The 13405-nt window shown below is 62.0% G+C and carries 14 protein-coding genes; 5 read left to right on the forward strand and 9 right to left on the reverse strand.

The window, feature by feature from the left end:
- Window positions 1–127: 127 nt before the first annotated feature.
- The 4 genes from NMG46_RS27905 to NMG46_RS27920 all read right to left on the reverse strand — a co-directional run bounded on the left by NMG46_RS27905 (window position 128) and on the right by NMG46_RS27920 (window position 4804).
- Window positions 128–1795: a VWA domain-containing protein gene (locus NMG46_RS27905; protein WP_254820540.1), complete on the reverse strand. Its 1668-nt coding sequence runs from the start codon at window positions 1793–1795 to the stop codon at window positions 128–130.
- Window positions 1796–1905: 110 nt separating this feature from the next.
- A complete protein-coding gene (locus tag NMG46_RS27910) occupies window positions 1906–2904 on the reverse strand; it encodes a GlxA family transcriptional regulator (protein ID WP_254820541.1) in 999 nt (332 codons plus the stop codon).
- A gap of 16 nt (window positions 2905–2920) precedes the next feature.
- The gene (gene folD, locus NMG46_RS27915) at window positions 2921–3820 is read right to left on the reverse strand and encodes a bifunctional methylenetetrahydrofolate dehydrogenase/methenyltetrahydrofolate cyclohydrolase FolD (protein ID WP_254820542.1); all 900 of its coding nucleotides are present in this window, start codon (window positions 3818–3820) and stop codon (window positions 2921–2923) included.
- A gap of 201 nt (window positions 3821–4021) precedes the next feature.
- Window positions 4022–4804 (reverse strand): hypothetical protein, encoded by a 783-nt coding sequence (locus NMG46_RS27920; RefSeq protein ID WP_254820543.1) that lies wholly within the window; start codon window positions 4802–4804, stop codon window positions 4022–4024.
- A gap of 179 nt (window positions 4805–4983) precedes the next feature.
- On the opposite strand from NMG46_RS27920, the gene proC reads away from it, so the two are divergent.
- Complete coding sequence (proC, locus tag NMG46_RS27925) at window positions 4984–5799, forward strand: pyrroline-5-carboxylate reductase (protein WP_254820544.1); 816 nt, start codon at window positions 4984–4986, stop codon at window positions 5797–5799.
- A gap of 14 nt (window positions 5800–5813) precedes the next feature.
- Here proC and NMG46_RS27930 read toward each other — a convergent pair whose 3' ends face one another.
- The 3 genes from NMG46_RS27930 to NMG46_RS27940 form a co-directional block, all read right to left on the reverse strand.
- Window positions 5814–6206: a type II toxin-antitoxin system VapC family toxin gene (locus NMG46_RS27930; protein ID WP_254820545.1), complete on the reverse strand. Its 393-nt coding sequence runs from the start codon at window positions 6204–6206 to the stop codon at window positions 5814–5816.
- On the reverse strand, window positions 6206–6448 hold the full coding sequence (locus NMG46_RS27935; RefSeq protein WP_254820546.1) for a type II toxin-antitoxin system VapB family antitoxin: 243 nt from the start codon (window positions 6446–6448) through the stop codon (window positions 6206–6208). The genes NMG46_RS27930 and NMG46_RS27935 overlap by 1 nt, the downstream gene beginning before the upstream one ends.
- Window positions 6449–6550: 102 nt before the next feature.
- A complete protein-coding gene (locus tag NMG46_RS27940) occupies window positions 6551–7864 on the reverse strand; it encodes an NAD(P)H-dependent oxidoreductase (RefSeq protein WP_254820547.1) in 1314 nt (437 codons plus the stop codon).
- Window positions 7865–8245: 381 nt separating this feature from the next.
- Here NMG46_RS27940 and NMG46_RS27945 point away from each other — a divergent pair, with 381 nt between their 5' ends.
- From NMG46_RS27945 to NMG46_RS27960, 4 genes are all read left to right on the forward strand, one after another.
- Window positions 8246–9478 carry a pilus assembly protein TadG-related protein gene (locus NMG46_RS27945; RefSeq protein ID WP_254820548.1) on the forward strand — a complete coding sequence of 411 codons (1233 nt, stop codon included), beginning with the start codon at window positions 8246–8248 and terminating at the stop codon, window positions 9476–9478.
- A gap of 26 nt (window positions 9479–9504) precedes the next feature.
- Window positions 9505–9924 carry a TadE/TadG family type IV pilus assembly protein gene (locus NMG46_RS27950; protein ID WP_254820549.1) on the forward strand — a complete coding sequence of 140 codons (420 nt, stop codon included), beginning with the start codon at window positions 9505–9507 and terminating at the stop codon, window positions 9922–9924.
- Window positions 9925–9964: 40 nt separating this feature from the next.
- On the forward strand, window positions 9965–10318 hold the full coding sequence (locus tag NMG46_RS27955; protein WP_254820550.1) for a TadE/TadG family type IV pilus assembly protein: 354 nt from the start codon (window positions 9965–9967) through the stop codon (window positions 10316–10318).
- Between the two features lie 228 nt (window positions 10319–10546).
- Entirely contained in the window at window positions 10547–11401 is an 855-nt protein-coding gene (locus NMG46_RS27960; protein WP_368389327.1) for a YihY/virulence factor BrkB family protein, read from the forward strand.
- Between the two features lie 113 nt (window positions 11402–11514).
- Here NMG46_RS27960 and NMG46_RS27965 read toward each other — a convergent pair whose 3' ends face one another.
- Window positions 11515–12276, reverse strand: coding sequence for a glutamine amidotransferase (locus NMG46_RS27965; RefSeq protein ID WP_254820552.1), 762 nt, complete (start codon window positions 12274–12276; stop codon window positions 11515–11517).
- 87 nt (window positions 12277–12363) lie between these two features.
- Window positions 12364–13365, reverse strand: a complete 1002-nt coding sequence (locus tag NMG46_RS27970) for a rhamnose ABC transporter substrate-binding protein (RefSeq protein ID WP_254820553.1) — start codon at window positions 13363–13365, stop codon at window positions 12364–12366.
- Window positions 13366–13405 lie beyond the last annotated feature (40 nt).

Consider the following 13405-nt stretch of genomic DNA (forward strand, 5'->3'; position numbering starts at 1 on the left):
ACATAACTGAACAGTTCGCCAGACCGTTCGTCTCCGCCGCGCATGCCTCGCTCTCCGAATCTCTCCGAAGACACTGAATCACGCTCACAGCCTCGCTGCGAGCCACTTTTTCAACAGCCTGCTAGATCTATTGAACCGTGAGTTCGGCTCGCGCGCCGGCCCTGACCGTGACTGTGCCTTCCTTCGAGCTGTTGTCCGATTTCTCCGAAACCACCGCGTAGTCGCCGGCCGACAGGGTGGCTTCATATTTCTGGTCATAGGCGTAGCCGACCGACTTGCGGGTTCCGTCGATGTTCTTCCTGGCCTCGAATATCTCGATCTTCGAGGCCCCTGGCGCGGTTATCGTCAGCATGCCGGCGTTCATCGCGATCTTCAGATCCTGATGGTCGCCAACCTTGACGCTGAACGGCTGCTCGGCAACCGCAAGGTCGACCGTCGCGACCAGCACATAATCGTCGGGCGCCAGATCGAACTTGCTGTCCGGACCGTAGGCATAAGTCACCTCCCGCCTGGTTCCGTCGACGCTCTTTTTCGCCTGGAGCACCTTGAAGCCGACGCCCGAACCCTCGGCCTTGTCGCCGCCGGCAGCATAATAGGCGTTGGCGACGATACGCCCGACGCCGACGATGACGTCCTTGTCGATGACCCTGCCGGCGGCAAGCGGGATCGTCTCGGTAACCATGCCCTGGCCGATCGTGACGGTCACCTTCTGGTCGCCGGCCGGCAGCACGACTTTCGTGTCGCCGTAATAGGTCGGCGGGGTGTCGACGCCGGGATAGCCGACTACGACAGCCGCGCCGCCGTCAACGTCCGCTCCTTCGCTTGGCCGCGGGTGGATGACCAGCGTGCCGGCATTCAGATTGAAGTGCGGCTTGGCGGCCTGGCCAGGCTCTATCTTGATCTTCTGTTCGGCCCTGGCCTCGCCGGCGCGTGCGACGACGATATAGTCGCCCGGCTCAAGATTGCCCTTGTAGGCGCCATATTCAGTGGTGACGGGATCGCCGCGCGTGCCGTCGGAATTTGCCTTGTAGATCTCCCAGGCATTGCCGTCGGTGACGGGATCGCCACCCTCGGCAAGCACGACGGTGGGCACGAAATTGGACTCCGCCGGCTGCGCGGGCGCCGGCTGGGGAGCAGGCTGCGGGGCGGGAGCCGGTTCAGGGGCGGGTGGCGGAGGCGCGACGGTCTCGACGAGAGCGTCCTGCAATGCGTTTTCATCCGACGCTTCGATATATTTGCCGCCGGTGTTTTCGGCGAGGCAAGCGACCTGCTTGCCCTCGGCCGCCGTCAGGCCGAAGCCGACGACATTGACGGTGAAGTCGACGCCGGCAGCCTCCAGTTCCTTGCCGAGCGCACAGGGGTCGCCGTTGCATGTCTCGATGCCATCGGTGATGAGAACGACCGTCGCCTTGCCCTCGGTGTATTTCAACGCCTCCGCCGCTTGTTTGACGGCGGCGGTCAGCGGCGTCCTGCCCTGAAATTTCAGGCTGTCGGCCGCGGCTGAGATCGCACTGGCCGAGCCGGCCTGCGGTGGCACGATGAGTTCGATGTCGTCACAACTGGCCTTCTCGCGATGGCCATAGGCCATGAGGCCGATTTCCTCGTCGTCCGGGACCGATTGCAGTACGTTCCGCAGCGACTGACGGGCGATTTCGAGCTTGGGCTTGCCGTCGATCTGCGCCCACATCGAGCCGGAGGCATCGAGAACGATAATGACGCGATCGGCGGCGAAGCCGAACCCCGTCATCCACAGCAGCAGGGTCGCCGCCGCGGCGCTCCGCACAAATCCCACCATCGAATATTCCCCATCAGTCGCCGCCGCTCGGCGCCGGAAAGCTATTTGACGCCGCGTCGCGACACAAGCCCGGCTGGAGCACGAAGCTGCGCCGCCGCTGTACAAAACCCTCAATAGGTCGTGCGCCGTTCCTCGGAAGGCGGCCGGCCGAATTGCAGCCGATAGCTCTGGGCAAAATAGGAATGCGAGGTGAAGCCGGTGGCGATCGCCACGTCGAGGATCGGCATGTTGGTCTGGCGCAGCAGTTCGCGCGCCCGCTCGAGCCTAAGCCGCATATAGTAGCGCCCGGGCGTCACGCTGAGATGACGCAGGAACAGGCGCTCGACCTGGCGCACCGACAGGCCCGCCGACTTGGCAAGCTGCACCGCCGACAGCGGCTCGTCGAGATGGTCGGCCATCAGCTCGACGATGCGGCGGAGCTTCTCCGACTTGCCGGTCAGGTCGCGCTCCGGGCCGACGCGCTGGCGGTCACCGGCCGAGCGGATGCGCTCATGCTGGAACTGGTTGGCGACGCCATTGGCGAGGCTCGAGCCGAAATCACCGCGCACGATCTCCAGCATCAGGTCGATCGAGGTGGTGCCGCCGGCGCAAGTGTAGCGCTTGCGGTCGATCTCGAAGACGTTGCCGGTGCAGTTGATATCCGGGAAACGCTCGAGGAAACCGGCGCGGTTTTCCCAATGGATGGTGCAGCGATAGCCATCGAGCTGGCCTGCCTCGGCAAGCAGATAGGAGCCGACCGAAAGCGCGCCGAGCGCATTACCGCGCCGGCCCCAGCTGCGCAGCGCCGCCAGCACCTTGCTCTTGCCGGGAAATTCCGTCGTCAGCCCGACCGAGACGAACAGGATATCGACCGGCGGCAGATCGGCGACGGCGTAGTCGATCTTGAGCGGCAGGCCGTTGGACGCCATGACGGCATCGCCGTCGGCCGACACCGTCGTCCAGCCATAGAAATCGCGGCCGAGCAGCCGGTTCGCCGACCGGAACGTGTCGATTGCCGCGGCCAGCGAGAACATGGAGAACTTGTCGACCAGCAGAAACCCGAACTGCCGGCCGCCCTGAACGGGATCATTGGTGACCGGCCGTTCTAAGGGAACAGTGAGGTTCGGCAAGGACGCTGCTTTCTGGTCAGAAGGAAGGCCGTTTCAACCCGGCCGCGAGATAGGCGGAAGCTAGCGTGTTGGCCATCAGCATGGCAATGGTCATCGGTCCGACGCCGCCAGGCACCGGCGTGATGGCGCCGGCCGCCGTCGCTGCTTCGGCAAAGGCGACATCGCCGACGAGGCGGGTCTTGCCTTCACCCTTCTCAGGTGCGGCGATGCGGTTGATGCCGACGTCGATGACGGTTGCGCCAGGCTTGACCCAGTCGCCGCGGACCATTTCGGGCCGGCCGACGGCTGCAACCAGAATATCGGCGGTGCGGGCAAGCGCCGGCAGGTCCCTGGTGCGGCTGTGTGCGATGGTGACGGTGCAGTTGGCGGCAAGCAGAAGATTGGCCATCGGTTTGCCGACGATGTTCGAACGCCCGACGACGACCGCATTGAGGCCGGACAGGTCCTTGCCGCGCACCCGTTCGATCAGCAGCATCGAGCCGGCCGGCGTGCAAGGCACGAAGGCGGTCTCGAGCTCGCCGGTGCCGAGCTTGCCGACATTGATGAAGTGGAAGCCGTCGACATCCTTCTCCGGCGCTATGGTCTGGATGATCTTGCCGGCGTCGATATGGCCGGGAAGCGGAAGCTGCACAAGGATGCCGTTGATGGCCGGATCGGCATTGAGCTGGCCGATGATCTTCAAAAGGTCCGGCTCGGAGGTTTCGGCCGGCAGCGTGTGCTGAACCGAATGGAAGCCGCATTCCTTGGCGGTACGGGATTTGGAGGCGACATAGACCTGGCTCGCCGGATCCTCGCCGACGATGACCACCGCGAGACCGGGCTGCTGCCCACGTTTTTCCGCTAGTTCGGCGGTCAGTGTCTTGACCCGCCGCACCACGTCTTCGGCGACGCGTTTTCCTTCAATCAACTCAGCCATGAACCACCCTCGACGCCTATTGCTAAGCCTGCCGCATCCATGCGGCGTGCTCCAGATATGTCTTTATGCAGGTCGTTGCCCAGAACCATGCGCGGGCGGGCGGACATGCAGCGCGGCATTTTCACGAAAATCGAGCCGGGCAATCCCGTCAATGCGCCGTCCCATGCCGTTAACTCGAAACCGGCATGTTTTATTCGACGCTCAGAAATAGCGGCGATGCGTGCGGTTTTCGGTGAGCTCGCGAACCGCCTCGCGGAATTCGCGCAGGCTGGCGCGGATTTCCTCGATCTGGCTTTGCTGATCGGCGGCTTCCGGGGCCTGAATTGCGTCCCTCGACCAGGCCTGAGTATGGGCCGAATGCGGCGGCGTGGGTTGCTGCGGATACGATGCCCGACCGGCATAGAGCGGCTGCGGGTAGAAGGCAGGCGACATGGCTGCGCTTGAGTTTGTCGCGGTGGAAGTTTCACCGGATACCCTCTCCGCCGGCGCTCTGCCGGGCATGAGCCGGCCCAGCGCGGACAACACGGCACCGATCGGACCAGGACGTTTGGTGCGCGCGACCTCGACCGGCAGAGCGGGAGGCGGCGCTGCCGGGTATGCGGCGCGATCGGCGGAGCCGGCATCGGAGCCGCCAAGGGAGCCAGCGGGGTCGAAAAACCGATCGGCAACTGTAGCCTCTTCCATCCGCATGGTGCCGGCCTTTGGCTCATCAGGATGGGGCTGGCTTATGCCGGCAGCTGCCAACAGGATCCGGCTGGCACGCGCTTCGCGGCGCGAGCGGACCAGACGATGGCGTGTGGCGGCATCCTCGCGCCATGACGGGACTGTACGGTCCTCCAGGGAAACCAGCGCTGCTTCGTCTTCGTCGCGCGCTGCCTCGACGAACGACAGCAGGGACTGCTCGTTCCTCCAGTGTTCACGATTATTCCTATAAGCCATGGTTTCTGGAGCTTCCCCCTCGGGCCGGGACGTCGCGACCGCCACTGGTTAAGCGATGCTAAACAGGCATAGAAAATAAAAGGTTAATGTAATCGCCGCGCGCCTGCGCGACTACATGCGCATCCAACCGCACGGTCCGGGTTTCCGCCTGATCACAGTCCCAACGGGGCTTCCCCGCCCTGCCGCGAACGGCTATGGGAAGCCATCTCTATGGGAGGCTTTCGATGACGATCAGGCTTGTTCTCGCCGGTTGCGGCAATATGGGCTCCGCCATGCTTTCGGGCTGGTTGAAAGCCGGCAAGCTCGCTCCGGCTGCGGTGTTCGTGGTCGAGCCCAATGCCGAGTTGCGCAAGCGTGCCGAAGCACTGGGCTGCTCTGCTGCCGCGGACGCCGGCGCCATCCCGGCGGACGCCGTGCCGACCCTCGTCGTCATAGCGGTCAAGCCGCAGGTGATCCGCGACGTCACCGCTGGCTACGTCCGCTTCAACGATGGCCGAACCACTTTCCTCAGCATCGCCGCCGGGACGCCGGTCGCTACGTTCGAAGGCATTCTCGGCGATCGCGCGCCAATCCTGCGCTGCATGCCCAATACGCCGGCGGCGATCGGCAAGGGCATGATGGTGGTGTTTTCCAACAGGCTGGTTTCCGAAGACACCAAACGCCTTGTCGCCGACCTGCTTTCGGCAAACGGGCAAGTGGCCGATATCGGCGACGAGGGCCTGATGGACGCGGTGACGGCGGTCTCCGGGTCGGGGCCGGCGTATATCTTCCACTTCATCGAAGCGCTGACCGTGGCCGCCGAGAAGGCCGGCCTGCCTGGCGAGGTCGCGAAGCTGCTGGCCATGCAAACGGTCTACGGCGCCGCCTCGCTTGCCGCCGAAAGCGGCGAGGAGCCCGGCGTGCTTAGACAACAGGTGACCAGCCCCAACGGCACCACGGCTGCCGCGCTTGCCGTGATGATGGGCGAGGACCGTCTGACGCGCCTGCTCACCGAGGCGGTGGAAGCGGCACGGCGGCGGTCGATCGAGCTGGGGAAGTAACAGCCGATTGCGGATTACGCGAGATCGGTATGCGAAAAGTCGTTGCCCTTGGAGAGCAGTGCGGAGCCATGACTTTTTGCGCAAGCATAAGAAAGGCAGTCGGCTAAGTTGAGCTGGGCGGGATGTCCGCGCCCCTTTCCGTAATCTGAAAATGCATGGATTGCGAGCTTGGCATCGCTGGCGTCGATAGGCACAATTTCGATTTCAGCCTCGCGAAGAAACGCCTCTATCGCATCTCCGGCGACAACCGTCGGCACGGCAAGCATCGTCGAAAGCCGCATCGCCGCTTCAAGCACCACCAGCGCCGAAGTTATTCTTGCGGGCGCTGCCTCGATGCGGTTGCTCCACTCGCCGGCATCCTCTTCGCCTGAAAGAATCGCGACAACCACGGAGGTGTCGACGAACATCAGGAATGGCCCCACATCTCATCGATCTCATCCTTCGTCATAGCCCGACCATCTTGGCCTGCCTTGGCCTTGAAGTCGTTGGCAATGGCAGCAAGCCGCTCGGCCAAGGGAATGCGTCCGCTCTCCCGCTTCAACTCGGATTCAAGCGCTTCGATGACCGCTTCCGTCATAGAAATCTTGCGTTTGGCAGCAAGCTCTCGCGCCAGTTCGCGTGCGCGCGGATCCCTGATCTGAAGATTCATGTAATCGCCTCCGCCTTCATCGTCACTACAATATAGAGAATTCGTCATGACAACGCCAGTGCTCGGCCGGAGACCATTGCGACGGCTCACCGGTCGAGAGCCTTACGCCCCATACAGCATCTCGTCCTGCAGCCGGCGCAAGGCGAACAGCCTGGTCGTCGGGTCGGGCGCGGCATTGTCGGCGGAGAGCAATTCGCCTTTCCGCACCTGTTTCAGCACCTTGCCGCCTTCGAGCAGGCCGACGGGCACGGCGCGATGGGCGCGGGCTTCTTCGACGGTCATGGTCCAGGAGCGGTAGCAGGTCTCGCCGATCGCATCGAACGTCTCGCCCGTCGCCAGATCGCGCTTGGCCACGGCGCAGACCTCGGCCACCGGCCGTGGCAGCGGCACCATGTCGGGCTTGCCATAAAGCGCGATGCGAGCAGCCGTCAGCGGCACTTCCAGCGAGGTCAGATGGTAGGGCCTGAAGAAGCTGTAATAGGGGCCGTGGCCGATATGCAGATCGTCCATGCGCTCTATAATGCGCGGATGCGTCGCCTCGACGATTACGAAGACGCCGGGCGCCACGCCCTTGCCGACGGTGTAGTCGACGACGCCCTTCTTCGACAGGATGCCGCCCTGCTCGCGCGGGATCAGCACCTTGACCAGCTCGTCGCGATCGGCCTTGGGGCCGTGCATGCCGGGAACGTCGGGCACCAGCCCGGTGGCGTTGGCAATGGCGCACATCTCAACCATGGTTTTCGAGCCGTCGACGAACTCGACCAGCATGCGCGGATTCATGTTGCGGCGTAGCGCTTCCTCGCGATAGTCGTCGGGAACGGCGTCGTGGTTGAGCGGGTTGTTCTTGCCCTTGCCGGCGGAGACGATGGTGTAGCCGAGCGCCGAGGCGAACTCGATCAGCTCCATGCAGCTCGACGGCTCGTCGCCGGCGCCGACCGAATAGACGACGCCGAGCCGGTCGGCCTGCTGCTTCAGATAGCAGCCAATAGTGACGTCGGCCTCGACATTCATCATCACCAGATGCTTGCCGTGCTGCATCGCCATTAGGTCGAAATCGGCGGCGACGCCGGGCTTGCCGGTAGCATCGATGACGACATCGATAAGCGGATTGGTGACCAGCATTTCGTTCGCGGTGATGGCGATCTTGCCGCTTTCGATCACCTGGCTGAGCTTCGACGGCGTATCGGCCTCCCGTGCCATCGCCTCGTCGCCATAGGCGATGCGGATGGCATCACGCGCCGTATGCGGGCGGCGCGTCGAGATCGCGCAAACCGAAATGCCCGGCATCAGCATGCCTTGCGTCACCAGGTCGGTTCCCATCTCGCCGGAACCGATGACGCCGATGCGCACCGGGCGGCCTTGTGCGGCGCGCTTGGCAAGATCGCGGGCAAGCCCGGTCAAGGCGACATTGGTCATGCGAGAGCGTCCACTGCTTTAAGTCTTTGTTTTGTGCATGTCGCTGTCCCAAAACCGCGGCACACTTGGGCAACATGCATCAAGACGCGGGAATAGCAGGGAACGGTAACGATTTGCCAACGAAACCGGTCGCCGGCGGTGTTTTCTTGCGCTTGGCCCCAAAATCGGATTGGTTTCTGTGAAGACAATGCACCCGGCCAAAGTGTTACCGACGGTCCTGTGGGCCCAACGTCCGCGTTCTCAGATCTTAGAAAATGCCTCTCAGGGCACAACCGGCGAACGGGTGCAGCAGAACCGCTAAGCGCCGTTTGAATGGATCACAGCCAAGAAATGGACGGAAATTCTTAGTCATTCCTTTATGCATCCCGGCTTAAATGAGGAATGGACTGGCGTGCCCGTATCTTCAGGCGTTTTTTCTGCATGCGACGAACCGGCAAGAGTGGCAACGTTGCCACTATTTTTGCCCTGTCGTTGCCGATCGTCGTCGGCGGCGCGGGTCTCGGCGTTGAGACTTCCTACTGGTATTACAGCGGCCTGAAGCTACAAGCGGTGGCGGATGCGGCAGCCTATGCTGGCGCTTTGGAAAAGGTTTCAGGATCCGACAAACCAACGATAGTCTCCGCCGCGACATTGTCTGCGACAACGAATGGCTGGGACCCGTCGACAGGCACAATCGAAATCTTCACGCCCCCGTCCTCCGGCCCGAATGTGGCCCAAAAGGCTATCGAGGTCATCGTTCATCAGACCCTCGATCGGTTTTTTACATCGATATTCACGCAAAATGCGGTCGGCGCACAGGCAAGAGCGGTGGCTCTTATCACCGACGCCTCAAGGGCCTGCGCTCTAGCTCTCAATCATTCCGCTCCGAAAGCGGCGCTCTTTTCCGGCAGTTCGAATCTCAAACTGAACGGCTGCGTCGTGATGTCGAATTCGATAGCCGCGGACGCCATCAAGCTTCAGGGATCGGCAAGCCTTCAGGTCGATTGCCTGGTATCGGCAGGCGGTGTTTCGTTGAGCAACCCCGTGACGACTGTGTGCGCCAGGCCGATAACCCAGGCGTTGCCCGCTGCCGATCCTTTTGCCGACTTGCCGGCGCCACCGGCCACGAACCCCTGTCGAAACAGCAATCAGTCGGTGTTGCAACCTGGAACATACTGCAGGGGGCTCAGCTTGAGCGGCAATGTAACGCTTTCGCCCGGGATATACGTCATTCAAGGCGGTGATTTCAAAGCGAACTCGAACGCGAATATTTCCGGCGACGGAGTCATCATTTATCTGGCCGGCAGCTCCGGCGTCAGCATGAACGGCACGGCCACCATCAAGCTCAGCGCACCAACGTCGGGCACCTATTCGGGGGTGCTGTTTTACGGCGACAAAGCCAACCTGACTGGATCGAACACGGTTAATGGCACGGCAGATTCGCTTTTGACCGGCGCTTTGTATTTTCCAACGCAAGACGTTAATTATCTCGGCAATTTCTCGGGCAAAGGCGGTTGCACTCAGGTCGTCGCCAGTACCGTGCAGTGGTCCGGCAACGCGAACGTCAATCAGGACTGCACGAGCCTTGGAATGCGAGACATTCCGGCCACGCAATCCATAAAGCTTGTCGAGTAATCTTCGTGACAGGGTCAGCAGTCCGGATGTTCCGCAGCGATTCGGGTGCTGCCGCGGTAGAGTTTGCGCTGATTGTGCCGATCCTTTGCCTGGTACTCCTTGGCATCATTGACGGCTGGTCTTTTGTGTCGAACGCGTTGTCGATGCGTGCAGGCGTCAAAACGGCGGCGAATCTCGTGATGCAAGGAGCAGCCGAGGATGCGACTATCCAAGCTGTCGCTCTTTCAGGCTGGGAAAACCATCCCGGCGACGCGCAGGTGACGCTGAGCCGGAAATATATGTGCGGGACCACCGTGGTCGATCCATCTGTCCTGTGCGACAGTTTGAAAGCTCCCGCGGTTTTCGTCGAAATCCAAGCGACAGCCACCTGGTCACCGCCGTTCAGTTTCGGCGCGTTTTCGCTCTCGCGCGCGCTCACTCACCAACAGGTGATCCGTGTTCGCTAAAGCGAGGGCCTTCATACGGGAAGCATCAGGCGGAGCTGCGTTGGAGTTCGCGCTGATCGCCCCTGTTCTGATAATGGTCTTGATCGGCGTCTTCGCATTCGGCTGGGCCTTGAATGCCATGTCCAGCGTTCGGTATACGCTGGAAACGTCCGCGCGTGCGCTGCAGATGAAGAACTCGCTGACGCAGGCCGAGATAGAAGCCATAGCCACGGCAAAATTGCTGACTTTGGGATTGAAAGACGTAGACGTAACAATAGCAATCGACGCCCCCAACGGCGGCTTTCGAATGGCACATCTCACGGCCAGGTATGCTTTCGTTATCGAGTTCCCGTACTTCGATCGGTATCCGATAAATTATGGGACGACTGTCGCAGTTCCATTGGTTGGATCATGAGCGCGTCCAATTTCCTTACGCAATAAGGGTGAGCGGCTCAACGAAAGTGGCTGCGTCGGTTTCCCGCGGGCTACCGCAATTCGGCCAGCAAGACCTGCGTCTCGGCGAGGTTTTTTCAGAGCCGGCGGCCAGGTCGTCCACTACCCCTCGCCCACTTCTATCTCGCCGCTACTTGTTTAATGACAAGTATGCGAGGCCCACATGTGGAACTTGGCGACGGAGGGCTGGGTGCTCCTCAGGCAGAGCATCCTCGGCTTCGTCAACGACAATGCGCTGAGCCATGGGGCGGCGATAGCGTTTTATGCCACGACGTCGCTTGCGCCGATCCTGCTCATCGTTGTCGCTATCGCCGGCATGGCCTTCGGGCACGAGGCGGCGCAACTCGCCCTTTCGGCACAGATCGCCGGCCTGATGGGGCCGCAAAGTGCCGAGCTGCTGCAGGCGACGATCGAGAACGCCTCGCAGAAGGAAGCGGGAACCCTTGCCAGCATTCTGGGGCTGGTCACGCTGTTCGTCGCCGCATCCGGCGTGTTCGGCGAAATGCAGCTGGCGCTGAACGAGATCTGGAAAGTCAAACCGAGCGGGGCAACGATCTCGCGGCTGGTTCGGGCACGCATTGCAAGCCTGGGCTTGGTCGCCGCGCTTGGTTTCCTGCTTCTGGTGTCGCTGGTCGTAAGCGCTGCAATTTCGGCGCTCGGAGAGGTCATCAACGCCTATCTGCCGTTCGGCACCATCATCCTGAGCGCCATCAACGGGATCGTCTCGTTTGCCCTGATCACGCTGCTGTTTGCCGCGATCTACAAGGTGCTGCCCGACCGCAGCCTGCAATGGCGCGATGTCGGCCTGGGCGCCGTGGTCACCGGGTTTCTGTTCACCATCGGCAAGTCGCTGATTGGCTGGTATATCGGAACCAGCGCCATCTCATCGTCATATGGCGCGGCCGGCGCCCTGCTCGTCGTGTTGTTATGGGTCTATTATTCGGCGGAGATATTTCTGCTGGGCGCAGAATTCACGCGAGCCTATTCGGTCCGACACGGCAGCCGGACCGATTTGAAGAACAAGGTGGAATTGCACGGCAGATGAATTCACGCCGAAATTCCACCTCGCCGGCAAGATGGTGCTGGTCACCGGCGCCTCGCGCGGCAGCGGCCGCGCCAGGACAACCGCACTGGGTGAAACCTGGTTGTCCGGCTTCCTCATTCATCGCCGGCGAGCCAACGGACCATGTTCGCCATCAGTCTTCCGTAGAACGGCCATGCGAGGAAATCCTGCGAGAGCCAATGCGGGCCGATATCGGTTGCCCAGGCAATCGTGCGGCCGCGGCTGTAGCTGCCGACGGCAAGGAGCGGCCAGTCGGTGCCGCGATAGTGGCAGGTCGCCAGAAGCCGGGACGAACCGTCGCGCCTGAATTCCAGCTTGTTCATGCCGAGGATCGGCGGCAACGGCCCCTCCACCCCGGAAAAAATCGGATGTGACAACTGCAGGATGGAGGTCTGCAGGCCTTGCGGCACCTCCATGCCGTCGCAGTAGGGTAGGCAACGGACCGGCAGAATGTCCTCGACCGAGGTGTCGTGGAAACGCGCCGTCCCGAACATGCCCTGAAAGCCCATATAGCCGCCGGCCAGCATCAGCCCGCCGCCAGCTTCGACATAGGCCTTGAGCACATCGAGGCGGTTGACGCCGACACGCCCGGCGCGGGCATCCGGCGTGACCAGCAATGTCAGGGCGCCGACGTCGGAGATCACCACCGCCTGATATTGGGCGAGCCCATCGAGGTCATAAGGAAACTCCGCGCTGCAACGCTCGCCGCCGATCTGCGTGACGGCGATGCCTTCAGTGGCCAGCGCGGCATTGAAGGCCGTCGCGCCATTTGTCGAGGCCGCAGTTGTAAGCACGTCGCTGCCGATTGCAACCGAGGTCGTCGCTGCAAAGGTTTCGCCTGCAAGCAAGATCTTCATTGCCGCCCCGCACTGTTTTCATTCGAGAGGTTTTTAGGAAGGGCGCCGGATCGACCGGCGCCCCTCTGGAGCTTGAGCTCCATAGAATCAGAACTTGAACTCGGCCAGATTTTCGGGGGTCACGATCTTGGCCGGACCAAGGATCAGTTCGCCGCTGGCGCCAATCGTGTATTCGCCGAGCCTGCCTGCCGTGAACTTCTCACCCTCCTTGCCGGTGATCTTGCACTGCGCAAGCGCCTGGGCTGTCTGATAGGTAAGATAGCCAAGATCGGTGACGTTCCACCAGATATCCTGAGCCGCCTTGTCCTTGATGTATTTCGAGATCAGAGTGGCCGGCGCGAGGCCGGTCAGCTTGACCTTGCCGATCATGCCCGCTTCCTCGAGTGCACGCGCTGCCGCCGGAAGGCCAATGCCTGCCGGGACGATGATCACCTTGAGATCGGGAAACGCCTGGACCAGCGCCAATGCCTGCTGCTGGTTGATCTGTTCGCTTTCTTCACCATAGGCTACCTGCACCAGCTTCATCTTGGAGAATTTCGGCTCGGCCGCCATCCTCGCCTTCATGAAGTCGATCCAGGCGTTCTGGTTGGTCGCCGTCGGCGTCGACGACAGGATCGCGAATTCGCCTTCACCGCCGCTGAGGGCGAATGCACTTTCCAGCATCATTTCTGCCAGACTGTCGCCCTTGACCTGATTGACAAACACCGCGCGCGCATCGGCAGCCACATCGGAGTCATACGAAATCACCCTGACGCCCTGCTGAACGGCGCGCTTCAGCGCAGGCGCGACCGCATTGGCATCGTTACCTGCAATCGCGATGACCCCGACCTTCTGCGAGACGAGGCTGTTGATGAATTCGATCTGCGCCTCGGCAGTCGCCTGCGACGGAGCCACCTGGGTGGCGGTGCCGCCAATTTCCTTGGCCGCCTCTTGTGCGCCTCCGAAGGCCACTTTGAAATAGGGATCTGTGTCGAGCTTGGGCAGGAAACCGACCGTTACGGGTTCCTTGGCGCATTCCTGGCTGAAGGCCAGCGACGTTGGCGCAAGCAGAACCGCGGATGCGAGCAGGGCTAGTCTAAACGCTTTCATTGTGACTCCTCCGTCAAAATTCGGGCTTGAAGGAAGGGGC

The organism is Mesorhizobium sp. LMG 17147, assembly GCF_024297145.1.
Taxonomy (GTDB): Bacteria; Pseudomonadota; Alphaproteobacteria; order Rhizobiales; family Rhizobiaceae; genus Mesorhizobium.